Here is a 24,689-nt window from a genome sequence, read left to right on the forward strand (position 1 = left end):
TTTCTTACTGAGTGTGCCTGTCCGTGCGCGGTGTCAGCGGGTGAGGTGAAGACCAATGTTGGTAACGTCGCCGCTATTGCGCTGAACACGTCGAAGAGTCTGAACGGGCACCTCGCGGGCCTTCGCGCGAACGAGGTGGCGCTGATGGCCGCCTTACGGGCCGCACTGGTTGTGGGTGAAGAGAGCGCCGAGCCAGAGTCCTTCGATTTCGACGGGTTCATCGCGGCCAAGGAGGCGTGAGCCGCTGCTGGCTAACGCCGGCGGCGCTATGCGACATCGGTCCGATCCGGGATTACATGCAGGAGACCTTCGAAGTCGGGCTACTCGAGCCGTACGTGAGGGAGCTCCGTACCGCGATCGAGCGCATCGCGGGTTCTGGCCGAGACTGCGACGAGCTCCGCTTGAGCTACCGCCGCTACGCCATCGGAAGCCGTCTCACCTTCTACCGGGCCACCGTCGATGGCGTCGACGTCATCCGCAGCCTTCATCAGCGGATAGACCCGACGCGGCACCTGTAATCACCCCACCACCTTCTGCCAGTGCCCGGTCAGCGCGTGCAGCTGGAACCCGAATGCCCGGTTGATCGCGAGCATCGGCACGTTCTCGTCGGCGTTCCATGTCAGCAGCCGCGTGATGTAGGGCGCGTGCACCGCCAGCTCGTGGATGTTCTGGAGCTTGACGAGTGTGCCGAGCCGGTGTCCGCGGTGCGGCACGGCGACGAGGGTGTCGTACTGCTCGGCCTTGTCGCCGTCGGCCGGCACCGCGATCTCGGTGTACGCGGCGAGCTCGCCGGACGCGATGTGCTGCGCCGCCGTCACCAGCAGCGGCTCGCCGCGGTCCTCCAGCTCGCGTTCCTGGGCGCGGACGCGGTCGCCCGTCCAGGCCTCGCGGTCGAGGGCGATGCCGCTCTGCGGAACGTCGATCGACATGCGCGCCTTGAGTGCCGCGAACCGGTCGAGCAGGTCGTCGGGCGCGTGGCCCAGCCAGGAGACGGCGCGATAGCCGGTCGCCGATGCCGCCGTGCTCGCCAGGCCGGCTTCGCGGGCTCGGGGGAGCGGCAGCAGCAGCTCGCTCGACCGCTCGACCTGGCCGAGGCGGTAGCCGTGCCGCAGCGCGAAGCGGACGTCGGGCGACTCCGCGGGGAGGCCGGCCGAGCCCGCACGCGCCCGAACGACCGAGACGCTGTCGCCGAGGGTGCGGGCCGGATGCTCGGTGTACGCGCTCACGACACGCCGACCGCCTTCGGCCGCCAGTTCCTCACCCGCCGCCAGCAGGGCGCTTCCGATCCCGCGGCCCCGGACCGCCGGGGCCACGTCGACCAGCAGCGAGACGGTCTCGGCGTTCTCGTCGAGAGGGAAGTCCGCCTGCACGCGTCCGACCACCACCCCGTCCTCGACCGCGACCAGCAGGATCTTCTCCTGGTACTCCTGCGCGCGGAACGACGCCAGCGCCTCCTCGGCCGTCTCGACGAAATCATCGGCCTGCCAGAGAGCGACGCTGATCCCGTTGAGCACCCCGACGAGCTCTTCGAACACGGCGGATTCCGGTGTCCCGAGTGCAGAAGGGGGAGTCAGCCGCTCGATGCGCACCGCCCACCTCCCGACGTCGAACCACTCACCATAACCCCGTTTCAGAGTCCTGTGAAGAGCATCCCTCGGTTTGGTTTCGATCGTGTAAATCTGAGCGGAAATGGCGGGTGCAAATGCTTGCGGCGGATGTAGTGTCAGCACACATATTCGTGGTGCGACGGGGCAATCACGCCGCGTTCGACACGGATTCACGTCGAGAGGCAGAAGATGCTAGGAAAGAAAGTCACGATCGGTGCGGCTGTTGCAGCGTCAGTCGCGCTGTTCCTCGTGGGATGTGCCAACCAGCCTTCCACAGGAGGTTCCACCAGCTCCAACTCGAAGGTGAACATCCCGGCGATCACCTCCGTGGACACGCCCAAAGACGCCGTGCTCCCCGCTGGTGACGGCAAGGCCACCTGCCCGGCGGGTCTGACCATCGCGTACGTGGGAGCGGAGACCGGCCCCAACGCCCAGCTCGGAATCAACATCTACAACGGCATCCAGCTGGCCATCAACCAGCACAACGATGCCAACAAGGGCTGCCAGGTCGGATTCAAGAAGTTCGACACCGAGGGCGACCCGAACAAGGCGACCGGTCCGGTCACCCAGGCGGTCAACGAGGCCGACATCATCGGCGTCGTCGGCCTCCCGTTCTCCGGCGAGTCGAAGGCGACCGGCAACATCTTCGAGCAGCAGGGCCTGGTGCACATCACCCCGTCGGCCACGAACCCCGGCCTGACCCAGAACGGCTGGAAGACCTTCTTCCGCGGTCTGGGCAACGACGCGGTGCAGGGCCCGGCCGCGGCGAAGTTCCTGACCGACAAGCTGCAGGCCAAGAAGGTCTACCTGGTTCAGGACGACTCCGACTACGGAATCGGCCTCGGCACCACCACCTCCAAGGCGCTCGGCAGCGCGCTCGTGGGCACCGACAAGGTGACCACCGGCCAGAAAGACTTCTCCGCGGTGATCTCGAAGATCATGAACGCGAAGCCGGACGCGGTCTACTACTCGGGCTACTACGCCGAGGGCGCTCCGTTCGACCAGCAGTTGGTCAACAAGGGCTACACCGGCACGTTCGTCGGCCCCGACGGGGTGAAGGACGACCAGTTCATCAAGCTGGCCGGTGACGCGTCCAGCAACGCGTACTTCACCTGCCCCTGCATCCCTGGTGAGCTGATCCCGACGTTCGAGTCGGCCTACAAGTCGCTCGCGAGCGCCGAGCCCGGCACCTACTCGATCGAGGGTTACGACGCCACCACGGTTCTGCTCGCCGGCATCGACAAGGGCAAGACGACCCGCGCCGACCTGGTCGACTGGGTCAAGAACTACGACGCCGACGGTCTGAGCAAGCACTACAAGTGGGACTCCACCGGTGAGCTCCAGGCGCCGACCGTCTACGGGTACAAGGTCGAGAACGGCAAGATCGTCCCGATCGGAACCATCGGATAGCGCGACACGCGAAGGTGCCGCGGGCCACCGTGGCCCGCGGCACCTTTGTTTCGACTCTCATTAGAACTGAGCCGGACCAACGACGATCCGGCACTGAACCCTGGAAGTTCGAATGCTCGAAACCCTCGTACTCGTCCATCCCGTCCTCGACAACTCCTGGATCAACTTCGATGTCAACGCGCTCGTCCAGAACTTCTGGAGCGCGACCTTCGACGGCCTCACCTTCGGCGCCATCTACGGCCTGATCGCCGTCGGCTACACGCTCGTCTACGGCGTGCTCAACCTGATCAACTTCGCGCACTCCGAAGTGTTCATCGTCGGTGCGTATGGCGTGGTCATCACGCTCACCTCGCTCGGCTTCGGCCCGAGCGCGCCGAACCTCAGTCCGGCGGCGATCATCGGCGACCTGTTGTTGGCGCTCATCGTCGGTATGGCAGCCTCGGCGTTCACCGCGTGGGTGCTCGAACGCGTGGCCTACCGCCCTCTCCGAAAACGGAACGCGCCACGCCTGGTGTTCCTCATCACCGCGATCGGCGCCTCGTTCACGATCCAGTACCTGATCTTCCTGATCCGGGGTGCGAACGCGGAGCCGGCGGTGACGATGTTCATCCCGACGCCGATCTTCGACGTGTTCGGCACCATCGTGAACAGCCAGCAGATCATCATCGTGGTCGCCTCCGTGATCCTGATGATCGCGACCGACTGGTTCATCCGCCGCACGCGCACCGGCCGCGGTATCCGCGCGGTCGCCCAGGACGCCGACACGGCGACATTGATGGGCGTGAACAAGGAGCGCATCATCCAGATCACCTTCATCACCGGCGGTATCCTCGCCGGGGCGGCGGCCCTGTTCTACGTGATGCTGGTGCCATCGGGCGTGATCTACAACGGTGGGTTCATCCTCGGCGTCAAGGCGTTCGCGGCGGCGGTCCTCGGCGGGATCGGCAACGTGCGCGGTGCCCTGCTCGGTGGTCTCCTGCTCGGCGTGATCGGCAACTACGGCCAGATCCTGCTGGGCGACTCGCAGTGGACGGACGTCGTCGCCTTCGTCGTCCTCGTCCTCGTGTTGCTGATCAAGCCGACCGGCATCCTCGGCACCTCCCTCGGAAGGAGCCGCGCATGAGCATGACAGAAGGCCCCAAGGTCCTCCCCGACGGCCGGGGAGAGCAGGCCGACGATGCGATGGAGGCCGCGCGCGCCCGCAAGCGCGGCGGCTTCCTCCAGCCGCTCCGCGACCGCTGGAACGCCCTTCCGCGTGCGGTGCAATGGGCGTGGCTGCTCATCGTCGTCGCCCTGGCGTACGCGCTGCCATACCTGAACTTCTTCCCGCTGACCACAGAGCCGGGCAACGACTGGCCGCTGGCGTGCTTCGCGATGGCGACCTACGGGCTCATCGCGGTCGGCCTCAACGTGGTGGTCGGCTACGCCGGCCTCCTCGACCTCGGGTACGTCGCCTTCTTTGCGGTGGGCTCGTACACCGCGGCGATGCTGACCAGCCCGGACTCACCGTTCCTGAAGATCCCGTACCTGTGGACCATCCCGGTCGCCATGGCGATCACGATGACCTTCGGCGTCATCCTGGGCGTGCCGACGCTGCGGTTGCGCGGCGACTACCTGGCGATCGTCACGCTCGGCTTCGGTGAGATCGTGCGCATCCTCGCCACGATCATCCCGGCGATGAAGGGCCAGGTCGGCTTCCAGAACGTCGGCCACCCGCCGGGGGAGACCGCCAAGGGGGTCCCGATCTTCTCGAACTCCAACGGCGTGCCCTGGTACTGGCTCACGGTGACGATCATCATCGTCATCCTGCTTCTGGTCGGCAATCTGGAGCGCAGCCGCGTGGGCCGCGCCTGGATCGCCATCCGCGAGGACGAGGACGCCGCCGAGATCATGGGCGTGCCCACCTTCAAATACAAGGTGTGGGCGTTCGCGATCGGCGCCGGCGTCGGCGGCCTCTCCGGCGCGCTCTTCGCCGGTCAGGTCGGCTTCGTGAACAACCAGAAGTTCGACGTGCAGACGTCGATCCTGTTCCTGGCGGCGGTCGTCCTCGGCGGTGCGGGCAACAAGGTCGGGGCGATGATCGGCGGCGCCATCGTGGCGTACATCCCGCTGCGCTTCACGGCGATCGCCGACTACAAGTACCTGATCTTCGGCGTCGCGCTCGTCATCATCATGATCTTCCGCTCGCAGGGTCTGTTCCCGGCGCGGCAGAAGCTGCTGGCGTACGGCAGACAGGCCTATCAGAGAGTGGCCCAGGCGACGAAGGGAGGCGCGCAGTGAGCGACCAGCCCACCCCGGAGACTCCGGAAGAGGAGCCGGTCCTCGGCGCCAACGAGGAAGAGCTCGAAGCCGCGGGCGTCGACCTGGAGGTCGCCGAGGCTGCGGCTCCCGACCGGGAGATCGCGGTCGAGGTCGGCGAGAACATCGTGGAGGTGCGCAACCTCACCGTGAAGTTCGGCGGCCTCCTCGCCCTCGACGATGTCTCGTTCGACATCCGCCGCGGCGAGATCCTCGGCTTGATCGGGCCGAACGGCGCAGGCAAGACGACGTGCTTCAACGCGATGACCGGTGTCTACAAGCCGACCAGCGGCGACGTGTTGCTGGAGGGCCAGTCGATCAAGGGTCAGAAGCAGCACAAGATCACCCGGCTCGGCCTGGCGCGCACGTTCCAGAACATCCGCCTCTTCGGTGAGATGACGGCGCTGGAGAACGTCGTGGTCGGGCTCGACGCGCGGCACAGGACCTCGGTCCCCGGCGCGCTCCTCCGGCTGCCGCGGCATACCCGCGAGGAGAAGTCCGCGATCGAGCGCGGGATGGCGCTGCTCGAGTTCGTCGGGATCGCCGATCACGCCGCAGACCTCTCCCGGTCGCTGCCGTACGGCTCCCAGCGCCGGCTGGAGATCGCGCGCGCTCTCGCGACCGACCCCAAGGTGCTCTGCCTGGACGAGCCGGCCGCCGGCTTCAACCCGGCGGAGAAGGAGGACCTGATGGACCTCATCAGGACAATCCGCGCCGACGGGTACACCGTCCTCCTCATCGAACACGACATGAAGCTGGTCATGGGCGTGACGGACCGCATCGTGGTGCTGGAGTTCGGCCGCAAGCTGGCCGATGACGTGCCGCGCGAGATCCGGAACGACCCGCGCGTGATCGCCGCCTACCTCGGGGAGCCCGAAGATGACGTTGCTTGAACTGAAGAACATCAGCGTCTCCTACGGGCGCATCGAGGCGATCCACGACATGTCCTTCTCGGTGGAGGAGGGCGAGATCGTCAGCCTCATCGGCGCGAACGGCGCGGGCAAGTCGACCACGATGAAGACCATCTCGGGCATCCTGAACCCGTCGAAGGGCTCCATCCTGTTCGACGGCCAGGACATCACCAAGATGAAGGCGCACATCCGTGTGATCCGCGGCATCTCGCAGGCGCCGGAGGGCCGAGGGATCTTTCCGGGCATGACGGTGATGGAGAACCTCGACATGGGGGCGTTCGGCCGCAAGGACCGCTCCAACATGGGTCCCGACTTCGAGCGCGTGTTCGCCCTGTTCCCGCGGCTCGCCGAGCGCAAGACACAGGTCGGCGGCACGATGTCCGGCGGCGAGCAGCAGATGCTCGCCATCGGCCGCGCGCTGATGTCGAACCCGCGGCTGCTGCTCCTCGACGAACCGTCCATGGGGCTCGCGCCCCAGTTCATCCGGCAGATCTTCTCGATCGTCACGGAGATCAACAAGCAGGGCACGACGGTGCTGCTGGTGGAGCAGAACGCCAACCAGGCGCTCGCCCGCGCCCACCGTGCGTTCGTGCTGGAGACCGGGAGCATCACGCGCTCGGGAACCGGTCGCGAGCTCCTCGCCGACCCCGCCATCAAGGAGGCCTACCTCGGCGTGGGCTGACCCGCTCTCCACTCGCCACCCCGGCGAGGGGCACGTCGTTGTCGCTTTTCGCGCCGAAAAGTGACAACGACGTGCCCCTCGGCTGCGTAGTGGGAGGTGAGAGGTCGGGTAGATTCACCTGCGTGTATTTGAAGAGTCTGACGCTCAAGGGCTTCAAGTCGTTCGCCACGCCGACGACCTTCGCCTTCGAGCCGGGCGTGACCTGCGTCGTCGGCCCCAACGGGTCCGGCAAGTCGAACGTGGTCGACGCGCTCGCCTGGGTGATGGGCGAGCAGGGCGCCAAGACGCTTCGCGGCGGCAAGATGGAGGACGTGATCTTCGCCGGCACCTCCACCCGCGGCCCGCTCGGCCGTGCCGAGGTGCAGCTCACCATCGACAACACCGACGGCGCGCTGCCGATCGAGTACACCGAGGTGACGATCTCGCGGACGCTGTTCCGCAACGGCGGCAGCGAATACGCGATCAACGGCCAGTCGTGCCGGCTGCTCGACGTCCAGGAGCTGCTCAGCGACTCCGGCCTCGGCCGCGAGATGCACGTCATCGTCGGTCAAGGTCAGCTGGACGCGGTGCTGCGCGCCACTCCGGAGGAGCGCCGCGGCTTCATCGAGGAGGCCGCAGGCATCCTCAAGCACCGCCGCCGCAAAGAGAAGACCCTCCGCAAGCTGGAGGCGATGCAGACCAACCTGACCCGCCTGAGCGACCTCGCGGGCGAGGTCCGGCGGCAGCTGAAGCCGCTCGGGCACCAGGCCGAGATCGCGCGGGAGGCGCAGTCCATCGCCGCGATCGTCCGCGACGCGCGGGCGCGGCTCCTCGCCGACGAGGTCGTGACCCTGCGACGCTCGCTCGACGACCACACCCGCTCCGAGACCGAGCGGCACAGCGAGCAGATCGTACTGCAGGAGCAGCTCGAGCAGAAGCAGCTGCGCCGCACCCGCCTGGAGCAGGCTCAGGTCGGCGACGCCGTCGACGTCGCGCGCAGAACGGCCTTCGCGCTCGAGCAGGCGCAGGACCGACTCCGAAGCCTGTACACCCTGGCGACGCAGCGGCTCGCGTTGCTCGGCAGCCAGGCCGAGACGACCGACGACGGCCCGCGGGTCAGTCCGCAGATGGTGCAGGACGCCGCAGACGAGGTCGAGCGCCTTCGCGGCGCCGTCGCCGAGGCCGAGGCCGCGTGGCAGGCCGCCCAGGCGGCCACACGCAGCGCTCGTGCCCGCCTCGACTCCGTTGACGAGGAGATCGCCGCGCAGAGCGCGCTGGTCTCCAAGCACGATCTGGAGATCAGCAAGCTGAACGGTCAGGCCGAGGCGGCTGCACAGCGCCTGGCGGCGGTGCGCGGCGAGGTGCTGCGGCAGCAGAACGCCCTGGACGCCGCGACCGAGCGTCGCGAGAAGGCGCGCTCCGAGTTCGCCGCGCGTGAGGCGAGCGCCGAGATCGGCGACCCGGGTGAGAACAGCCTCGACGAGGCGTACGAGCTCGCCCAGGCCGACGTGTTCGAAGCCGAAGGACTCATCGAGAAGCTGCGCGAAGACCTCCACGCGCTCGAGCGCGAGCGCGACGCCCTCGCCGCCCGCACCTCCGCCCTGTCGCTCGCGCTCGACCAGAAGGACGGCTCCGCCGCCCTGGTGGGTGCCCGGTTGGCCGGCGTCCGCGGGCTGGTCGCCGAGCATCTGCGGGTGCACCCCGGATACGAGGCGGCGATCGCGGCAGCGCTCGGCACGCTGGCCGACGCCGTGCTCGCCGACAGCAGGAGCCACGCGTTCGACGCGGTCGCCCACGCCGCCTCCGACGACCTGGGCCGGGTGGAGGTCGTCGTCGCCGACGCCCCGGCACCCGAGGTCGACCTCACCGGCATCGCGGGCGTCGTGCCCGCACGCTCGGTGGTCGAGGCGCCCTCCGGTGTGCTCGGCCTGCTCGCGTTCACCGCGATCGCCGACGACCTGGAGGCCGCCCGCTCTGCGGCAGAGGCGTTCCGCGCCCGTGGGCTCGGCGGCCCGGTCACGCTCATCACGCGAGCGGGAGACGTGCTCACCGACTTCGTGCTGCGCGGCGGCTCCGGCGCCAAGCAGAGTCGCATCGAGCTCTTCGCCGAGCGCGACGCCGCCCAGGAGCGGCTGGACGAGGTCACCTCCTTGATCGACAGGGCGCGCTTCGCGCTGGCCGAGCAGCGCGGGGTCGTGCAGGTGGCCAAGGAGCAGTCGCAGGCGGCGCTGTCCGCCCTGCGCGAGTTCGACGCGAAGCTCGCGGCGCAGACCGAGCAGCTCAACCGCCTGCGCGTGCAGTCGGAGGCCGCAGAAGCGGAGTTCGACCGGCTGAGCCGTGCGCTCGAGCAGGCGGCGGAGCGGGTCGCCGACGCCGAGAAGGCGGCGGAGTCCGCGAAGTCGGAACTGGAGGTCGCCCGCTCGCGGCCGCGACCCATCTTGGACGTCTCCGCCCGCGACGCGCTGTCGCTGGAACTGGACGCCGCGCGCGAGTCCGAGGTGGAGTCCCGCTTGGGCGTGGAGACGGCCAAGGAGCGCGTGCGCGCCGAGCAGGCGCGCGGCGCGGCACTTTCCCGCCAGCTGGAGGCGGAGCGCGCCGCCGCGGAGGAGGCCGCCCGCCGGGCGGTCATCCGGCGCAGGCAGCTCGACGCGGCGCAGGGCGTCGTCGACGCGCTGCCCGCCGTGCTCGCGTCCGCCGACCGGTCCGTTGCCCAGGCGCGCCTGGAGCTGGCGACCGCGGAGGCGCAGCGGGCGAGCCAGAACGAGGAGCTCGCGTCCGTGCGCCGCGAGGAGTCCGCGATCCGGGAGCGCCTGCACACGATCACGGAGGCCGTGCACGGCCTGGAGCTGCAGATCTACGAGAAGAAGCTGCACCTGTCGAGCCTCCTCGAGCGGGCGGGCAGCGAGCTCGGACTGGTGGAGGACGTGCTCGTCGCCGAGTACGGTCCCGAGGTCCTGATCCCCGTCGAGCGGCCAGCGGGCGACGACCTCGGCGATTCCGATGGCGGCGACACCGACGGTGCCGGCGGCGAGCCGCAGGGCGTCCTGTTCGTCCGCGAACAGCAGCAGAAGCGCCTCGCCGCGGCCGAGCGCAAGCTCGCCCAGCTCGGCAGGGTCAACCCGCTGGCGCTCGAGGAGTTCGCCGCGCTCGAGCAGCGGCACAAGTTCCTCACCGAGCAGCTGACCGACCTCACCAACACGCGCAAAGACCTGGTGACGATCATCGAGGAGATCGACGAGAAGATGCAGACCATCTTCGAGTCGGCCTTCGCCGACACCGAGGCGGCCTTCGAGCGCGTGTTCCCGATCCTGTTCCCCGGCGGCTCAGGGCACATCGCGCTGACGAACCCGGACGACCTCCTCACCACCGGCATCGAGGTCTCGGTCAAGCCGGCCGGAAAGAAGATCGAACGGCTCTCGCTGCTGTCCGGAGGCGAGCGGTCGCTCGCCGCCGTGGCCCTGCTGATCGCGATCTTCAAGGCGCGCCCCAGCCCGTTCTACATCATGGACGAGGTGGAGGCCGCGCTCGACGACGCCAACCTGGGCCGCCTGCTGACGATCTTCGAGGACCTCCGCGAGAACAGCCAGCTCATCGTGATCACGCATCAGAAGCGCACGATGGAGATCGCCGACGCCCTCTACGGCGTCTCGATGCGCCAGGACGGCGTCTCGGCGGTCGTCGGCCAGCGCGTCGCGCAGGAGCAGGTGTCGGCGTAGTCCCGCCCGGCTACAGTTCGATCGCCGCCAGCTTCTCGTCGAGACCGTCGAGTGCTTCGGCCGCGCGCCGCTCGCAGCGCCTGGCGAGACCGATGTGGCCATGCTCCCGCAACTGGTGCGCGAGCAGCAGGTCGTCGCGATTGTCGCCGAGGGCGTCCTGCGCGGCCTTCGCCGCGGCGGCGAGCCGCACGGCAGGACGACCGAGTTCGTCCGCGACGGCTTCGGCGGCGTAACGGACCTTGCGGGCGGCCTTGCGCGTCTCGTGACGGTCCTCGAGCGAGTCACCGCGGGGGAGATGGACCTTTCGGATCGCCTTCTGCAGTCCACGGCTCCTGACCCGATCGGATCCTGAGCGTCCCTTGGCGCTGAGCGGCGGCTCGGCCGCGAACATCTGCAGGTCGGCGAGGAGCACCCGCACCGTCCTGCCCCGCAGGTGCTGGATCAACGACGCCAATTCGCGCTCGTGCGCGGCCCGGGTCTCCGCGACCTCCGCGGACACGACGTCGACCACGGCGATCTCGTCGTCGGCCTCCAGCAGATCCTCCAGCGCGTCGGCCTTCACTTCGAGGTCGCGCACCGCGCCCAGGCGGTCGCCCAGCGACTTCAGCCGAGAGCGCAACCGCACCTCGGCATCCCGGTCGAACGCCGCGCGGTACACCTGCAGCACGCTGCGGAGCCTTCGCACGCGGATCCGCGCCTGGTGAACGGCATCCTCGCCGTCGCTCTCGATCGCGACGAGCTGCTCGGCGAGCTCGGCCGACACCGCGACGAGGGAGAACATGCCGCCACCGTACCAACTAGTCTGAGTGTCATGGCAGATCGCACTCCCTGGTCCCTTTCGGGAGCCCTCCGCGGGCTGTTCGCCAAGAAGACCATCGATGAGACCACCTGGGACGATCTGGAGGCTGCCCTCATCACGGCCGATTTCGGTCCGGACGTCACCGAGGCGGTCGTCGACGATCTGCGCGCCAAGGTCGACAGGTACCACACGACCGATCCGGCCGACCTCCAGCGCATGCTGCGCGAGACGATGGAGGAGCGGCTCTCGAAGCTCGATACGACGCTGAAGCTCAGCGAGCGTCCGGCGATCGTGCTCGTGGTCGGCGTCAACGGCGTCGGCAAGACGACGACCATCGGCAAGTTCGCGAAGTTCCTGCGCACCTACGACCGTTCGGTCGTCGTGGGCGCGGCCGACACCTTCCGCGCCGCCGCCGTCGAGCAGCTGGCGACGTGGGCCGAGCGTGCCGGCGCCGAGATCGTCCGCCCGCAGCAGCAGGGCCAGGACCCCGCGTCGGTGGCGTTCCAGACGGTCGAGAAGGCGAAGCGCGACGGCACCGAGATCGTCATCATCGACACGGCGGGCCGGCTGCAGACCAAGGGCGGCCTGATGGACGAGCTCTCCAAGATCAAGCGCGTTGTCGAGAAGCAGGCGCCGATAGCCGAGGTGCTGCTGGTCCTCGACGCGACCACCGGCCAGAACGGCCTGGCGCAGGCGGAAGCCTTCCTGGAGCACGCGGGCGTGACCGGGCTGGTCCTGACCAAGCTCGACGGGTCGGCCAAGGGCGGCTTCGTGCTCGCCGTGCAGGAGCGCACCGGCCTCCCGATCAAGCTGATCGGCCAGGGCGAGGGGATCAACGACCTCACCGGCTTCACGCCGCACGTCTTCGCGCAGCAGCTGGTCGGGTAGGGGCGGGCATGGCCATCGAGCACGACTACTTCGGCGTCATCGACGAGACCGCGTCGGGCGGCCTCGCCTGGAGCGACACCGTCGAGCTCGCCGATCAGGCGGTGGAGGTCGAGCTGCTCGCCGACGACGAGTCGGCGGTCGGCGAGTACGCCCTCGACGCGGCGGCGGCGCTCATCCAAGCGCTCGAAGGCTTCGATGCGCGGGCGCGGGACGCGCTCATCGCCGAGCTGAGCTCGCGGCAGTCGGCCACGACCAGCTACATCGACGAGCACGTCGACAAGCTGGGGGAGTCGCTGCTCGACTTGCTGGTCTACAACTCGGGCGACATCGCGATCGACGTGCTGCGGTCCCTCCAGCTGCTCACCGTGACGGTGCAGGCCGACCATGCGGGGGAGGACGAAGTCTTCGCGACCTTCGACTACTCGATCAGCCCCGACGAGACGGACGCCATCCTCACCGTCTCGTTCGACGTGCGCGGCGACGTCGTCGCGGTCGACACGCAGAACTGACGGACCCCGGCACCCCTCTGGCGCTCCTCGGCGGCCGGCCAGGCTGGGCCGATAGACTTGTCGGATCATGGCTACTTTCGGCTCGCTGTCCGACCGTTTGACGGACACCTTCAAGAACCTCCGCACCAAGGGCAAGCTCACGCCGTCCGACGTGGACGGCACGGTGCGCGAGATCCGCCGCGCGCTGCTCGACGCGGATGTCGCCCTCGACGTCGTCAAGGACTTCACGGGAAAGGTGCGCGAGCGCGCCCTGTCGGACGAGGTCAACAAGGCGCTCAACCCGGCCCAGCAGGTCGTGCAGATCGTCAACGAGGAGCTCGTCGGCATCCTCGGCGGCCAGCAGCGACGGCTGCAGTTCGCCAAGAAGCCGCCGACGGTCATCATGCTGGCCGGCCTGCAGGGTGCGGGCAAGACGACGCTCGCGGGCAAGCTCGGCAAGTGGCTGGCGAAGGACGGCCACACGCCGCTGCTGGTCGCCGCCGACCTCCAGCGCCCGAACGCCGTGAACCAGCTCCAGATCGTGGGCGAGCAGGCCGGTGTCCCGGTGTACGCGCCGGAGCCGGGCAACGGCGTCGGCAACCCGGTCAAGGTCGCCAAGGACGCGCTGAAGTTCGCCGAGACCAAGCAGTACGACACGGTCGTCATCGACACGGCCGGCCGGCTCGGCGTCGACGCCGAGCTCATGAAGCAGGCGGCCGACATCCGCAAGGCGACGGAGCCCGACGAGGTCCTGTTCGTGATCGACGCGATGATCGGTCAGGACGCGGTCGCGACGGCCAAGGCGTTCCAGGACGGCGTCGACTTCACCGGTGTCGTGCTCTCCAAGCTCGACGGAGATGCGCGTGGTGGCGCGGCCCTCTCGGTGGCTTCGATCACCGGCCGCCCGATCATCTTCGCCTCGACCGGTGAGGGCCTGGACGATTTCGAGCCGTTCCACCCCGATCGCATGGCCTCCCGCATCCTCGACCTCGGTGACATCCTCACCCTCATCGAGCAGGCGCAGCAGGCGTTCGACGAAGAAGAGGCGCGCAAGGTCGCCGAGAAGTTCGCGACCGACAGCTTCACCCTCGACGACTTTCTCAAGCAGATGCAGCAGCTGCGCAACATGGGGTCCATCAAGAAGATGATGGGCATGCTCCCGGGTGCCGGCCAGATGAAGCAGCAGCTCGACAACTTCGACGAGCGCGAGATCGTGCGCACCGAGGCCATCATCCAGTCGATGACGAAGGCGGAGCGCACAACGCCCAAGCTGCTCAACGGCTCGCGCCGGCTGCGCATCGCCAAGGGCTCCGGAACCACGGTCACCGAGGTGAACCAGCTCGTGAACCGCTTCGAGCAGGCGGCCAAGATGATGAAGACGGTCGCCAAGGGCGGTGTGCCCAACGTTCCGGGCATGGGGCCGATCCCCGGCGCCGGCTACGCGGGCCGCGGCAAGCAGCAGCCCAAGAAGAAGGGGTCGCGCTCCGGCAACCCCGCCAAGCGCGCGGCAGAGAACGCGGCGCTCGCCTCCGGTGTGAAGCCAGGGGCGACGAGCGCCCCTGCAGGCAGCGGCTTCGGCCTCGCCGGAGGCAAAGCCCCCGCAGCCGGCCCCTCCGACGAGGAACTGGCCGCCCTCCAACGCTTCATGGGCCGCTGACCCCCGATCAGACGTGAGTAGTCGCGGGAATCCCACCGGGGGTTCCCGCGATTACTCACGTCTGGGCGGCGAGGAGGCGATCCTCGATGGCTTTGGCGACGGCGCGTTCGCCTGCGGCGTTCGGGTGGATGCCGTCGGCCTGCACGAGTTCGGGGTGATCCGAGAGGGGATGGCCGATGTCGAGGAAGGTTCCTCCGGCGTCGGTCACGGCCTTCTGCACGATCCCGTTCACGGCCGCCACCGTGGCCGGGGGCTTGTCGGCTCCCCACACGGTCGTGATGCCGATGATGCGTGCGCGGGGGAAGGCGTCGTGGAGTTCGCCGAGCAGGTCGTCGGCCGAGGAGGCGACGCGTGCGGGGTCCTGCTCGCGGTCGTTGCGGGTGGCGGCGATCAGGATGTAGTCGGGGTGGAGGCCGAGGGCCGTGTCGACCTGCTCGCCGTAGGTGTCGCCGTCCCAGCCGGGTTTGACGAAGCCGGAACCCGAGACGGCCAGGTTCGTCAGCGTCCAGCCGTACTGCGAGGCGAGCAGGGCCGGCCACGCCTCGTCGGGGCGCACGCCCTTTCCGAACGCGATCGAGTCGCCGATGGCGACCACCTGCGGCTTCGAGCGGTCCGCGGGTGCCGCTCCCGGTGTGTCCGCTGCTGCGACGGGGCTCGCGGGCACGGCCGCGGAGCAGCCGGCGAGGGCGATGGCCGCGGTGGCGACCGCGAGGAGCGCGGTCAGGCGCGGACGGGTGGGCACGCAGTGAGGGTAGACCGAGGAGACTGACAACTGACTGTGTGCAGTTCTCCGGGTGTCGCGGCACCTCGATCGTCAGCGGTGAGCCGAGCTCGGTTCGATCCCGGCTTTCGCGATCGCGTCGGACACGGCCTCGCCCAACAGCGCCTGCCCGGCCGCGTTCGGATGGATGCCGTCCGACTGCAGGAGGTCTGCCCGCCCGAGGAAGGTCTGGCCGATGGCGAGCCAGTGGCCGCCGGCTGCGAGCACGGCGTCGTGGAGGGCGTCGTCCAACACACTCGCCACCGGCGGCGCCGCGGTCGCGCCCCAGACCGCGCCCATGCCCACGAGGGTCGCGTCCGGCAGCGCGCTGGACAGTCTCTCGATCGCGGCGTGCGTCGCCGTCGAGACCGCGGCGGGGTCCGTTCGCGCGGTCGCGGCGTCGTTGATGGTCGCAGCGATGAGCACGACCTGGGGCTGCAGCCGGATGACCGCGCTGACCTGATCGTCGAAGCGGTGGGAGTTGACGCCCTGTCGTGTGAATCCGGCCCCGCTCTCGGCGAAGTCGGTCAGGGTCCACCCGAGCCTGGCTGCGGCGACGAGCGGCCACGCGTCCTCCGCCGGCACCCCCAGCCCGATGGCGATGGAGTCCCCGATGACGGCCGCTGACGGCAGCTCGGAGTCCGGGGCCGCTTCACGCACGGAGGTCGGCCGCGACGTCGCAGGAGGGTCGAGGACCGTCGTGGAGCATCCGGTGAGCAGGAGCGCCGTCGTCGCAGCGATCGAGGCGATGGCCACGCGGAGAGGGATGCGCCGAGCGGCGCGGACCGTCACGCCCACCCGTCGACGCGGGTCAGGAACGCCGACGCGATCGCCTGCTGGCCCTCGAGAGTGGGATGCTCACCGTCGTCCTGCACGAGACCCGCCTGGCCCCGATACGGCTGACCGAGATCGACCCATTTGCCGCCTGCCGCGGTGATCGCGGTGCGCAGGGCGTCGTTCAACGGGGCGAGGTCGCTGTCGTTGGCTTCGCCGGTGAGGGCGTTGTACCCGACCAGGTGGGCCTTCGGCAGGGCGTCGCTGAGGCGTTCGACGGCCGCGGCCATCGCTTTCGCCACGGTTGCCGTGTCTTGGCCGAGGTCGTTGTCGGAGGCGCCGATCAGCACGACGTCGGCCTTCGCGGCGATGGCCTGGTCGATCTGGCCGTTGAAGTCCTGGTTGCTCGCACCCACCGCGATGAATCCGGCGCCCGGCTCGCTGAAGTTCTCGAGCCCCCAGCGTCGGTCGACTGCGACGAGCGCCGGCCAGGCGTCGAACGGCTCCAGGCCCATCCCCGACTCGATCGAGTCGCCCACGATCGCGACGACGGGGTGCCGGCCGCCCTTGACGGCGGAGCCGAGGGCCACGTTCGGGCTGGCGGCAGTGGCGCACCCGCTGAGGGCGAGCGTCCCGAGCAGCAGGGCAGCCAGGGCGGTTGCGGCTGTGGCGAGGGGCCTGTGGTGGAGCATGTCTCAGAGCCTAGGGGACGAGTCTATGGATGGGCTATGCGACCCTGGGAGGTGGCCGGGTCGGCGTCGCCCGGTGCCGAACCGGACGACGAGTCCGGAGCCGCAGTCCGCGCTCGCGTTCGGTCCAGCCCGGTGCGCAGCTCGTGCGTGAGGGAGCTGACCACGGCCTGCAGGCTGCCCCCGTTGGCGTCGGCGACGGCCAGCTGCCGCTGATAGCTCGCGCCCGCGGTCAGGATATCGGCCACGGACGCCAGCTCGGCCGAGCAGCCGAGCCGCTCGGCCGTCCCGGCGAGCTCGTCGACGAGTTCGAGCAGGCAGTCGCCCACGAGTCGCTCCGAACCGTCCGGCGCGACGATGATCTCCGCGTCCAGCCCGTAGCGCGCGGCGCGCCATTTGTTCTCGCGCACGAACCACGGCTGCAGGGTGACCGGTTCGACGCCCCGATCGAGATCGCCCGACATCCGGTCGGTCAGGCAGTGGATGAGCGCGGCGACCGCACCCACTTCGTCCGCGGTCGAGAGGCCGTCGCAGGCGCGCATCTCGACCGTTCCCCATCTCGGCGAGGGTCGGATGTCCCAGCGCACCTCGCTGTGGTCCTCGACCACTCCGGTCGTGACCAGGTCCTGCACGTACTCCTCGTAGTTCGCCCAGGTGCCGAACTGCCACGGCAGGCCCGCGGTGGGGAGCTGCTGGAACATCAGGGCGCGGTTGGACGCGTAGCCCGTGCGGGCGCCCGCCCAGAACGGACTCGACGCGCTCAGCGCCTGCAGGTGCGGGTAGTACGTCAGCAGGCCGTTCACGATCGGCAGGGCCTTGTCGCGCTCGTCGATGCCGACGTGCACGTGGATGCCCCAGATCATCATCTGCCTGCCCCACCACTGCGTGCGGTCGAGAAGCCGGTCGTAGCGCTCGTTCGGGGTGACCTTCTGGTCGTACCACTGGGCGAAGGGATGGGTTCCCGCGCACATCAGTTCGACGCCGAGCGGGTCGGTGATCTCCCTGGTGAGCCCCATCAGCTCCTGGAGGTCGGCGATCGCCGCGGGGACCGTGCGGTGCACCCTGCTGACCAGCTCGACCGTGTTCATCAGCAGTTCGTGCGTGATCTGCGGATGCTCCCTGCCGTCCGGCGTCCCGAGCTCGCGCAGGACCTGTTCGGCGATCTGCACCAGGTCGCCGGTCGAGGCGTCGACGAGCGCCAGCTCCCACTCGATTCCGATGGTCGAGCGCTCTGAGTCCGCGAAGAGGATCTGCATGGGGTGGTCCCCTCCGTCCGGTCGTTCGCCGTGCTGGCAGTCGGCTGTGCCGATTGTTACTTGCGGGCGCTTTTCTGACAGAATATCTAGTTGAGTTCGACGTGCCCGACCCTCTATCCGGCACATCGGACGAACAATAGACCTCCTGCCGCGTGTGCCCCCACGCCCACGGCAGTCAGTTCGACAACGAATCCACCGGAGCCCTGCGGGGTTCCGGACGTCAACACAGGAGAATTGTGGCTGTCAAAATCCGTCTGAAGCGCCTCGGCAAGATCCGCGCTCCGTACTACCGCATCGTCGTCGCCGACTCGCGCACCAAGCGCGACGGTCGCGTCATCGAGGAGATCGGTCTGTACCACCCGACCGAGGAGCCCTCGCGCATCGAGGTCGACTCGGACCGCGCGCAGTACTGGCTCAGCGTCGGCGCCCAGCCGTCCGAGCAGGTGCTCGTGCTCCTCAAGCTCACCGGCGACTGGGGCAAGTTCAAGGGTGACAAGAACGCCGTCTCGACCGTGAAGACCGCTGACGAGAAGGTCGCGTTCGTCGCCGACGAGAAGAAGAAGCCGGTCCTCAAGCCCAAGAAGGACGAGAAGCCGGCCGAGGTCGCCGCCGAGGCTGAGGCTGTCGTCGAGGCCGAGGTCGAGGCCGAGGAGGCCGCTGAGGCCGAGGTCGTCGCCGAGGCGGAAGAGATCACTGAAGAGGCCGCAGAGGCCGACGGCGAGAAGGCGTAACACCTTGCTCGCACCCGCGCTCACGCACCTGGTCAAAGGCATCGTCGACCACCCGGACGACGTGCATGTGGTGGCCAAGGGCTCCCCGCGTGGCGAGGTCCTCGAGGTTCGTGTGAACCCCGAGGACCTCGGCCGGGTCATCGGCCGTTCCGGCCGTACGGCCAAGGCGCTCCGCACGCTCGTGGCTGCGCTGGCCGACGGCCGCCGCGTCCGCGTCGACGTCGTCGACGACTGAGGTGGCCGAGCACAAGCTGCCCCGCAAGGATGTCGCCCCGCGGCCGGATCAGACCGAGCTGCGTGTCGGTCGGCTGACGAAGGCGCACGGTCTCAAGGGCGCGATCAAGGTCGAGCTCTACACCGACGAGCCGGAGCGCCGGTTCGTGCCAGGAGCGGTGTTCACGCTCCAGGTCCCCACCGCCTCCAAATGGCACGGCAAGACGATCGAGCTCACCGAGCTGCGCTGGTACAACGGTCATCCGGTCGCCTTCTTCGTGGGCGTGGACGACCGCACCGAGGCAGAGACGCTCATCAAGGCCATCCTCTGGGTGAGCCAGGACGCCCGTCAGCTCCCCGAGGAGGAGGACGCCTGGTACGACCACCAGCTGGTCGGCCTCAGCGCCCGCCGGGACGGTGTCGAGGTGGGCACGATCGCCCGTGTCGACCACCTCCCCGCCCAGGATCTGCTGGTCGTGCGCACCGCCGACGGCGAGGTCCTCGTGCCGTTCGTCTCGGCGATCGTGCCCGAGGTCGACCTGGCCGCGGGTACCGTCACGCTCACTCCGCCGGCCGGGCTCTTCGAGGAGATCCCGGACGACGACGAGCCGGCGCCCGCCGAAGTCGCTGCCGATACGAGACCGGCCGATGAGACGCCGGCCAACGCCGACTCCCCAACGGAGGATGCACCGACCGCGCCCGAGAACGGCGAAGGCTGACGCCATGACGGCCTACGTGATCGACGCCTCCGCAGCCATCGAGCTCGCGGAGGCCGGTTACGTTCCGGCGGCGGGCGACGCGCTCCTCGCGCCGACGCTGCTGCGGTCGGAGGTCCTGGCCGACCTGCGCCGCGATGTCGCCTCCGGTGCGCGCGACGAGCGTGCGGCCCGCACGCTGATCGCCGCCGTGGATCGGCTTCCGGTCCGGCTCCTGGGCGACCGCGTCCTGCGCAAGACGGCGTGGCGGCTCGCCGGCGAGCTCGGTTGGCCGGACACGCTGGCGGCGGAGTACGTCGCGTTGGCCGTGCTCCACGGCGACGCGCTCGTGACCGACGTCGCCGATCGGTACGCCGGCGCGCCCGTCGCGCTGCGGACAGGAGCCGACCTCCTGCGCTCCTGACGCGGCCTCAGCGCGCGGCCGTGGCGACGATCGCGAGCCCGCGAGCGCGCAGCAGCCGGGCATCGGCATCGAGAGCCGCCTGGAGTCGCTCGTGCGTGCCGACGATGTGGCGGTGGATGCTCTCCGCCGCCGCGTCGGCGTCGCGCGCCGCGACCTGGTCGACGATCGTGCGGTGCTCCTCCCACGCGGTGCGCCTGGCCTCCGGCGTGCGCACTTCGAGCCAGCGCGTGCGCGCGAGCCTGGTCATCGCCGACGCGACCGTGTCGGCGAAGAAGTGGTTGCCGCTGAGCTCGGCCAGCCGCACATGGAAGTCGGCGCCCGCCCCGACGGCCTCCTCGTTGGGACGCTCTGGGCCGGCGGCGCCGAGCGCGTCCCGCAGCGCGCCGAGGGCGGCGTCGGAGGCGCGCGCGACGCTGAGTCGAACGCCCGCGGACTCGACAGCGTCCCGCAGCTCGCTCAGCCCCGCGATCTCGCCGAGGTCGATGGGGGAGACCTCCCACGCGCGACCGTCGCGCCGCACCAGGCCTTCCGCCTCGAGACGCATCAGCGCCGCACGCAGCGGGGTACGGCTGGCGCCGAGCTCGGCCTCCAGACCGCGTTCGGTGATCCGCGAGCCGGGGACGCGTTCCAGGTCGAGGATCCCGGAACGGAGTCGCTCGTAGACGTGGGACTGCTCTGCCATGTCGCTCCTTTTGGTATACCAGGCCGGTATACCGCTAGGGTATACCGCATGAGCGATCGGACGCGAGCAGACACCCGGAAGGCACGAACCCCTCGGCCCTGGCTGATGCTCGCGCTCGGGGTCGCCGGGCAGGCGAGCTCGACGGTCTTCGTCTCCACTCCGGCGTTCCTCATCCCGCTGCTGCACACCGAACGCGGGCTCAGCCTGGCGCAGGCCGGCCTGCTGGCGTCCGCCCCCACGCTCGGCCTGGTGCTCGCGCTCATCGCCTGGGGAGCGCTGAGCGACCGCATCGGGGAGCGCTGGGTCATCGCCGCCGGGCTGGCCCTGACCGCTGCAGCGGCGGTCGCGGCGATGTTCGTGTCGTCCTACGTCGCGCTCGGTGCGCTCTTCCTCGTCGGGGGGATGGCGGCGGCCAGCCCCAACGCGGCGAGCGGACGCGTCGTCATCGGCTGGTTCGCCAAGGAGCGGCGCGGGCTGGCGATGGGCATCCGCCAGATGTGCCAGCCGCTGGGCGTCGCGATCGCGGCGATCAGCGTGCCGCTCCTGGCGGCTTCCGGCGGGATCGCGGCCGCCCTCGCGGTGCCGGCCGTGCTGTGCGGGGTCTCGGCAGTGCTGTGCGCCATCGCCATCGTGGACCCGCCGCGCCCGCCGCGCCGGACCGCAGACGGTGACGCCGCCCACCCGCAGGCAGCGTGGCGCCCCTACCGCGAGACGTCGCTGCTGTGGCGCATCCACGCCGTCTCGATGCTGCTCGTGGTGCCCCAGTTCACCGTGTCCACCTTCGGCCTGGTCTGGCTCGTCACCGAGCTGCACTTCACCTCCCTGGCCGCGGGCATCGTGATCGGCGTCAGCCAATTCGCCGGCGCCGTCGGCCGCATCGGGATCGGCGTCTTGAGCGACCGGGTGGGCAGCCACCTGGTGCCGCTCCGCTGGGTGTCGGTCGCGGCCGTGGCCGTCATGCTCCTCATGGGGGTGGCGTCGGCGCTGGGATCGGTCGCCGCGGCGGTCATCCTCATCGCGGCAGCGGTGGTGACCGTGGCCGACAACGGCCTCGCATACACGTCGGTGGCGGAGATCGCGGGGCCGTTCTGGTCGGGCCGCGCGCTGGGGGCGCAGAACACGGGACAGTTCCTGGCGGCCTCGGCGGTGGGTCCGGCGGTCGGCGCGCTCATCGGCTGGGTCGGCTTCCCGCTGGCCTTCGCCGCCGTGGCCGTGTGCCCGGCGATCGCCGCCCCGCTCGTGCCGCGCGACCGGGAGCTGTCCGTCGTCCCCGAATAGACTTCCCTCCATGCGCATCGACATCGTCACGATCTTCCCGACCTTCTTCGATGTGCTCGACATCTCGCTGCTCGGCAAGGCCCGGCAGTCCGGCATCATCCAGCTCGGCGTCCACGACCTCCGCGACAACACGCACGACCGGCACCGCACCGTCGACGACACGCCCTACGGCGGCGGCGCCGGAATGGTGATGAAGCCGGAGCCCTGGGGGGAGGCGCTCGACGGCATCCTCGCGGGCTCCGACGACCCTCTGCTGATCTTCCCGTCGCCCGCGGGTGACGTCTTCACGCAGGCGATGGCCCGCGAGCTCTCCGCCGAGTCGCACCTGGTCTTCGGCTGCGGTCGTTACGAGGGCATCGACCAGCGGGTGTTCGACGAATACTCGGCGCGTGGCCGCGTGCGCCTCGTGAGCGTGGGCGACTACGTGCTCAACGGCGGGGAGGTCGCCACGATGGCGATGATCGAGGCGGTCGGGCGGCTCATCCCCGGAGTGGTCGGCAATCCGGAGAGCCTGGTGCAGGAGTCGCACGAGGACGGTCTGCTCGAGTATCCCTCGTACACCAAGCCCGCGCAGTGGCGGGGCCACGACGTCCCGCCGGTGCTCCTCTCCGGCAACCACGGTGCGATCGAGGCGTGGCGGCGCGAGCAGTCGCTCGCCCGCACCGCCCGGGTGCGCCCCGACCTCCTGCCGTAGCCCACGCCGCCCGGTCTGCTCGGGGCGGATCAGGGCGCGGTGAGGACGAGGGGTCCGTTCTCCGTGATCGCGACGGTGTGCTCGGAGTGGGCTCCGCGGGAGCCGTCGGCGGAGCGCAGCGTCCAGCCGTCGGGGTCGGTGAAGATCTCGTCCGTCGTCTCCAGGAACCACGGCTCGATCGCGATCACCAGCCCGGGACGGAGCGGGAATCCGCGTCCGGCGCGGCCGTCGTTGGGGATGTGCGGGTCGCCGTGCATCGTGCGCCCGACGCCGTGACCGCCGAACTGCGTGTTGACCGAGTAGCCCTCGGCGTGCGCCACCGCGGCGATCGCCGCGGAGATGTCGCCGACACGGCCGCCCGGCTGTGCGGCAGCGATGCCGGCGGTCAGCGCGCGCCGCGTCGTCTCGATGAGGCGCAGATCTTCGTCGCGCGCGGACCCGACGACCAGGCTCACCGCAGAGTCGGCCACCCAGCCGTCGACGCTCGCGGCGAAGTCGAGGGTCAGGAGATCGCCGTCGCGCAGGCGGTAGTCGTGGGGGAGCCCGTGCAGGACCGCGTCGTTCACCGAGGTGCAGATCACCTTGCCGAACGGGCTGGCGCCGAACGAGGGGTGGTAGTCGATGTAGCAGGACTCCGCGCCGCGAGCGCGGATCAGGTCGTGCGCGAGAGCATCGAGCTCCAGGAGGTTGACGCCCACCCGCGCCGCCGCAGCGGTCTCGGCGAGCACATCGGCGACGAACCGGCCGGCCGGCCGCATCTGCTCGATCTCGGCAGGGGTCCTCAGCTCGATCACGTGTGTCCTCTCTCGCGCGCTCGGAGTCCAGTCTTCCATGCCGACCGGGCGCGTCGGCCCGCGGGCGGGATCCTCGGGCGTGCAGTGCGCCCGTGGCGAACCCGCAGCCGCCGCACAGCCGCGCGACGCTACGCTGAACGCGTGATCATCCGCAAGGCGTTCTACTGGTGGCTCTTCCCGTCCGCCGTGGTGCTGCCCGTGTGGCTGCTGATCGGCTGGGCGGCGTTCGCTCAGGGCAGCGGCTGGACGTTCCTCGGTCTTCTCGTGCTGTGCCCGATCCTGTTCGTGGCGCTGCTCGCGATCGGGGGCATCGTGATGGCCCGCAAGAGCGTCCGGGACGCGCGCGCCGTGTCCTGGTACGACACCGGCCTGCTCGCGGGCTGGAGCGCATCCATCATCGCGTTCGGCTTCTTCCCGCCCGGGCTGACCGGGTGGCTCGCCGTGCTCGGCGTCCTGTTCTTCCTCGCGATGTTCTGGGTGGGGCTGTGGGAGCTCGTGACCGAGACGCGCGACCGCGTGCAGGTGTCGTACGCCGCCTACCAGCGCGCAGCGAGCCCGGAGCAGGTCGGCCACCCGCAGAGCGCGCCGACCGAGGATGACGCCGACGTCATCATCATCGAAGAGCGCCGCGAGGACCGCTCGTCCGGCTGACGGAGACCTGCGCGACGCGCTTTGGCAATCGGACCGCAGGCATGGCAGAATAGATCTTCGTGCCGCCGCCAGGCTCTGCCGCAGGGGAGCCAGCATCTCGAGCGCGCACACCCCAATCGAATCCCGGCCGCACCGCCTGTCATCCAGCGCGCGGCCCCGAGTCCGTCCCCGACCTGCCGGCGGGTACAGAGAGCGAACAGCAATGCACATCCTCGATCAGGTGGACGCCGCGTCCCTCAAGCAGGACATCCCCGCGTTCCGCGCCGGCGACACCGTCAAGGTGCACGTCAACATCATCGAGGGCAGCCGCTCTCGTATCCAGGTCTTCCAGGGCGTCGTGATCGGCCGCTCGGGCGAAGGCGTCCGCGAGACCTTCACGGTCCGCAAGGTCAGCTTCCAGGTCGGCGTCGAGCGTACCTTCCCGGTGCACTCCCCGGTCATCGACCACATCGAGGTCGTCACCCGCGGTGACGTCCGTCGCGCCAAGCTGTACTACCTGCGCGAGCTGCGCGGCAAGAAGGCGAAGATCAAGGAGAAGCGCGACAACTGAGCGTTTCGCGCGCCTCATCCACTGAGCTCCCGGTCCTACACTGGACCGGGAGCTCAGTCGTTG

The 24,689-nt window shown here is 69.6% G+C and carries 27 protein-coding genes; 19 read left to right on the forward strand and 8 right to left on the reverse strand.

Annotated features, from left to right (window positions below; translation table 11 throughout):
* The first annotated feature begins 45 nt into the window (after positions 1-45).
* Positions 46-240, forward strand: a complete 195-nt coding sequence (locus JNB50_RS17460; protein ID WP_307794774.1) for a type II toxin-antitoxin system ParD family antitoxin — start codon at positions 46-48, stop codon at positions 238-240.
* The gene (locus JNB50_RS17465) at positions 237-518 is read left to right on the forward strand and encodes a type II toxin-antitoxin system RelE/ParE family toxin (protein WP_208041441.1); all 282 of its coding nucleotides are present in this window, start codon (positions 237-239) and stop codon (positions 516-518) included. Before JNB50_RS17460 ends, JNB50_RS17465 begins: the two co-directional genes overlap by 4 nt.
* On the opposite strand, the gene JNB50_RS17470 is transcribed toward JNB50_RS17465, so the two are convergent.
* Entirely contained in the window at positions 519-1,535 is a 1,017-nt protein-coding gene (locus JNB50_RS17470) for a GNAT family N-acetyltransferase (protein WP_307794776.1), read from the reverse strand.
* 261 nt (positions 1,536-1,796) lie between these two features.
* Here JNB50_RS17470 and JNB50_RS17475 point away from each other — a divergent pair, with 261 nt between their 5' ends.
* From JNB50_RS17475 to smc, 6 genes are all read left to right on the forward strand, one after another.
* A complete protein-coding gene (locus JNB50_RS17475; protein WP_208041443.1) occupies positions 1,797-3,017 on the forward strand; it encodes a branched-chain amino acid ABC transporter substrate-binding protein in 1,221 nt (406 codons plus the stop codon).
* A gap of 112 nt (positions 3,018-3,129) precedes the next feature.
* Entirely contained in the window at positions 3,130-4,140 is a 1,011-nt protein-coding gene (locus JNB50_RS17480; protein WP_208041444.1) for a branched-chain amino acid ABC transporter permease, read from the forward strand.
* Positions 4,137-5,297, forward strand: a complete 1,161-nt coding sequence (locus JNB50_RS17485) for a branched-chain amino acid ABC transporter permease (protein ID WP_208041445.1) — start codon at positions 4,137-4,139, stop codon at positions 5,295-5,297. Before JNB50_RS17480 ends, JNB50_RS17485 begins: the two co-directional genes overlap by 4 nt.
* Positions 5,294-6,208: an ABC transporter ATP-binding protein gene (locus JNB50_RS17490; RefSeq protein WP_374222269.1), complete on the forward strand. Its 915-nt coding sequence runs from the start codon at positions 5,294-5,296 to the stop codon at positions 6,206-6,208. Before JNB50_RS17485 ends, JNB50_RS17490 begins: the two co-directional genes overlap by 4 nt.
* The gene (locus tag JNB50_RS17495) at positions 6,201-6,908 is read left to right on the forward strand and encodes an ABC transporter ATP-binding protein (protein ID WP_374222271.1); all 708 of its coding nucleotides are present in this window, start codon (positions 6,201-6,203) and stop codon (positions 6,906-6,908) included. The genes JNB50_RS17490 and JNB50_RS17495 overlap by 8 nt, the downstream gene beginning before the upstream one ends.
* A 122-nt stretch (positions 6,909-7,030) precedes the next feature.
* Positions 7,031-10,603: a chromosome segregation protein SMC gene (gene smc, locus JNB50_RS17500; RefSeq protein ID WP_208041447.1), complete on the forward strand. Its 3,573-nt coding sequence runs from the start codon at positions 7,031-7,033 to the stop codon at positions 10,601-10,603.
* Positions 10,604-10,613: 10 nt separating this feature from the next.
* Here the strand turns inward: smc and JNB50_RS17505 are convergent, their stop codons facing one another.
* A complete protein-coding gene (locus JNB50_RS17505) occupies positions 10,614-11,384 on the reverse strand; it encodes a CHAD domain-containing protein (protein ID WP_208041448.1) in 771 nt (256 codons plus the stop codon).
* A 30-nt stretch (positions 11,385-11,414) separates the two neighbouring features.
* Between JNB50_RS17505 and ftsY the strand changes: the two genes are divergently transcribed.
* The 3 genes from ftsY (at position 11,415) to ffh (ending at position 14,435) form a co-directional block, all read left to right on the forward strand.
* Positions 11,415-12,290, forward strand: a complete 876-nt coding sequence (gene ftsY / locus JNB50_RS17510; protein ID WP_208041449.1) for a signal recognition particle-docking protein FtsY — start codon at positions 11,415-11,417, stop codon at positions 12,288-12,290.
* A gap of 8 nt (positions 12,291-12,298) precedes the next feature.
* Positions 12,299-12,799, forward strand: a complete 501-nt coding sequence (locus JNB50_RS17515) for a DUF2004 domain-containing protein (RefSeq protein WP_208041450.1) — start codon at positions 12,299-12,301, stop codon at positions 12,797-12,799.
* Positions 12,800-12,866: 67 nt separating this feature from the next.
* Positions 12,867-14,435 carry a signal recognition particle protein gene (gene ffh / locus JNB50_RS17520; RefSeq protein ID WP_208041451.1) on the forward strand — a complete coding sequence of 523 codons (1,569 nt, stop codon included), beginning with the start codon at positions 12,867-12,869 and terminating at the stop codon, positions 14,433-14,435.
* 55 nt (positions 14,436-14,490) lie between these two features.
* Here ffh and JNB50_RS17525 read toward each other — a convergent pair whose 3' ends face one another.
* The 4 genes from JNB50_RS17525 to JNB50_RS17540 all read right to left on the reverse strand — a co-directional run bounded on the left by JNB50_RS17525 (position 14,491) and on the right by JNB50_RS17540 (position 17,914).
* Positions 14,491-15,177: an SGNH/GDSL hydrolase family protein gene (locus JNB50_RS17525; protein WP_307794777.1), complete on the reverse strand. Its 687-nt coding sequence runs from the start codon at positions 15,175-15,177 to the stop codon at positions 14,491-14,493.
* A 72-nt stretch (positions 15,178-15,249) separates the two neighbouring features.
* Positions 15,250-15,987: an SGNH/GDSL hydrolase family protein gene (locus JNB50_RS17530; protein ID WP_307794778.1), complete on the reverse strand. Its 738-nt coding sequence runs from the start codon at positions 15,985-15,987 to the stop codon at positions 15,250-15,252.
* Positions 15,984-16,661 (reverse strand): SGNH/GDSL hydrolase family protein, encoded by a 678-nt coding sequence (locus JNB50_RS17535; protein ID WP_208041453.1) that lies wholly within the window; start codon positions 16,659-16,661, stop codon positions 15,984-15,986. Before JNB50_RS17535 ends, JNB50_RS17530 begins: the two co-directional genes overlap by 4 nt.
* Before the next feature lie 23 nt (positions 16,662-16,684).
* Positions 16,685-17,914 (reverse strand): glutamate--cysteine ligase, encoded by a 1,230-nt coding sequence (locus JNB50_RS17540; protein ID WP_208041454.1) that lies wholly within the window; start codon positions 17,912-17,914, stop codon positions 16,685-16,687.
* 236 nt (positions 17,915-18,150) lie between these two features.
* On the opposite strand from JNB50_RS17540, the gene rpsP reads away from it, so the two are divergent.
* Genes rpsP through JNB50_RS17560 form a run of 4 tightly spaced genes read left to right on the forward strand, consistent with a single transcriptional unit; the run spans position 18,151 to position 19,977 of the window.
* The gene (gene rpsP / locus JNB50_RS17545) at positions 18,151-18,645 is read left to right on the forward strand and encodes a 30S ribosomal protein S16 (RefSeq protein WP_208041455.1); all 495 of its coding nucleotides are present in this window, start codon (positions 18,151-18,153) and stop codon (positions 18,643-18,645) included.
* Positions 18,646-18,649: 4 nt separating this feature from the next.
* A complete protein-coding gene (locus JNB50_RS17550; RefSeq protein ID WP_055920003.1) occupies positions 18,650-18,880 on the forward strand; it encodes an RNA-binding protein in 231 nt (76 codons plus the stop codon).
* Position 18,881: 1 nt separating this feature from the next.
* A complete protein-coding gene (gene rimM, locus JNB50_RS17555; RefSeq protein WP_208041456.1) occupies positions 18,882-19,577 on the forward strand; it encodes a ribosome maturation factor RimM in 696 nt (231 codons plus the stop codon).
* Positions 19,578-19,581: 4 nt separating this feature from the next.
* A complete protein-coding gene (locus JNB50_RS17560) occupies positions 19,582-19,977 on the forward strand; it encodes a hypothetical protein (RefSeq protein ID WP_208041457.1) in 396 nt (131 codons plus the stop codon).
* Between the two features lie 7 nt (positions 19,978-19,984).
* Here the strand turns inward: JNB50_RS17560 and JNB50_RS17565 are convergent, their stop codons facing one another.
* Positions 19,985-20,659, reverse strand: coding sequence for a GntR family transcriptional regulator (locus tag JNB50_RS17565; RefSeq protein WP_208041458.1), 675 nt, complete (start codon positions 20,657-20,659; stop codon positions 19,985-19,987).
* Positions 20,660-20,707: 48 nt separating this feature from the next.
* Here JNB50_RS17565 and JNB50_RS17570 point away from each other — a divergent pair, with 48 nt between their 5' ends.
* Positions 20,708-21,937, forward strand: coding sequence for an MFS transporter (locus JNB50_RS17570; RefSeq protein ID WP_208041459.1), 1,230 nt, complete (start codon positions 20,708-20,710; stop codon positions 21,935-21,937).
* Positions 21,938-21,947: 10 nt separating this feature from the next.
* Positions 21,948-22,631 (forward strand): tRNA (guanosine(37)-N1)-methyltransferase TrmD, encoded by a 684-nt coding sequence (gene trmD, locus JNB50_RS17575; protein WP_208041460.1) that lies wholly within the window; start codon positions 21,948-21,950, stop codon positions 22,629-22,631.
* 29 nt (positions 22,632-22,660) lie between these two features.
* On the opposite strand, the gene map is transcribed toward trmD, so the two are convergent.
* Positions 22,661-23,425 (reverse strand): type I methionyl aminopeptidase, encoded by a 765-nt coding sequence (map, locus tag JNB50_RS17580; protein ID WP_208041461.1) that lies wholly within the window; start codon positions 23,423-23,425, stop codon positions 22,661-22,663.
* Positions 23,426-23,566: 141 nt separating this feature from the next.
* Here map and JNB50_RS17585 point away from each other — a divergent pair, with 141 nt between their 5' ends.
* Together JNB50_RS17585 and rplS are read left to right on the forward strand one after the other, a co-directional pair.
* On the forward strand, positions 23,567-24,076 hold the full coding sequence (locus JNB50_RS17585; protein ID WP_208041462.1) for a hypothetical protein: 510 nt from the start codon (positions 23,567-23,569) through the stop codon (positions 24,074-24,076).
* 202 nt (positions 24,077-24,278) lie between these two features.
* A complete protein-coding gene (rplS, locus tag JNB50_RS17590; RefSeq protein ID WP_055920023.1) occupies positions 24,279-24,626 on the forward strand; it encodes a 50S ribosomal protein L19 in 348 nt (115 codons plus the stop codon).
* Positions 24,627-24,689 lie beyond the last annotated feature (63 nt).

It is taken from the genome of Leifsonia sp. TF02-11 (assembly GCF_017565305.1).
Taxonomy (GTDB): Bacteria; Actinomycetota; Actinomycetes; order Actinomycetales; family Microbacteriaceae; genus Leifsonia.

Coding starts and splice junctions, on each gene's coding strand:
- JNB50_RS17475 (WP_208041443.1), top strand. CDS start 1,797: ATGCTAGGAAAGAAAGTCACGATCGGTGCGGCTGTTGCAGCGTCAGTC.
- JNB50_RS17480 (WP_208041444.1), top strand. CDS start 3,130: ATGCTCGAAACCCTCGTACTCGTCCATCCCGTCCTCGACAACTCCTGG.
- JNB50_RS17485 (WP_208041445.1), top strand. CDS start 4,137: ATGAGCATGACAGAAGGCCCCAAGGTCCTCCCCGACGGCCGGGGAGAG.
- JNB50_RS17505 (WP_208041448.1), bottom strand. CDS start 11,384: ATGTTCTCCCTCGTCGCGGTGTCGGCCGAGCTCGCCGAGCAGCTCGTC.
- ftsY (WP_208041449.1), top strand. CDS start 11,415: ATGGCAGATCGCACTCCCTGGTCCCTTTCGGGAGCCCTCCGCGGGCTG.
- JNB50_RS17515 (WP_208041450.1), top strand. CDS start 12,299: ATGGCCATCGAGCACGACTACTTCGGCGTCATCGACGAGACCGCGTCG.
- ffh (WP_208041451.1), top strand. CDS start 12,867: ATGGCTACTTTCGGCTCGCTGTCCGACCGTTTGACGGACACCTTCAAG.
- JNB50_RS17535 (WP_208041453.1), bottom strand. CDS start 16,661: ATGCTCCACCACAGGCCCCTCGCCACAGCCGCAACCGCCCTGGCTGCC.
- JNB50_RS17540 (WP_208041454.1), bottom strand. CDS start 17,914: ATGCAGATCCTCTTCGCGGACTCAGAGCGCTCGACCATCGGAATCGAG.
- JNB50_RS17560 (WP_208041457.1), top strand. CDS start 19,582: ATGACGGCCTACGTGATCGACGCCTCCGCAGCCATCGAGCTCGCGGAG.
- JNB50_RS17565 (WP_208041458.1), bottom strand. CDS start 20,659: ATGGCAGAGCAGTCCCACGTCTACGAGCGACTCCGTTCCGGGATCCTC.
- JNB50_RS17570 (WP_208041459.1), top strand. CDS start 20,708: ATGAGCGATCGGACGCGAGCAGACACCCGGAAGGCACGAACCCCTCGG.
- trmD (WP_208041460.1), top strand. CDS start 21,948: ATGCGCATCGACATCGTCACGATCTTCCCGACCTTCTTCGATGTGCTC.
- rplS (WP_055920023.1), top strand. CDS start 24,279: ATGCACATCCTCGATCAGGTGGACGCCGCGTCCCTCAAGCAGGACATC.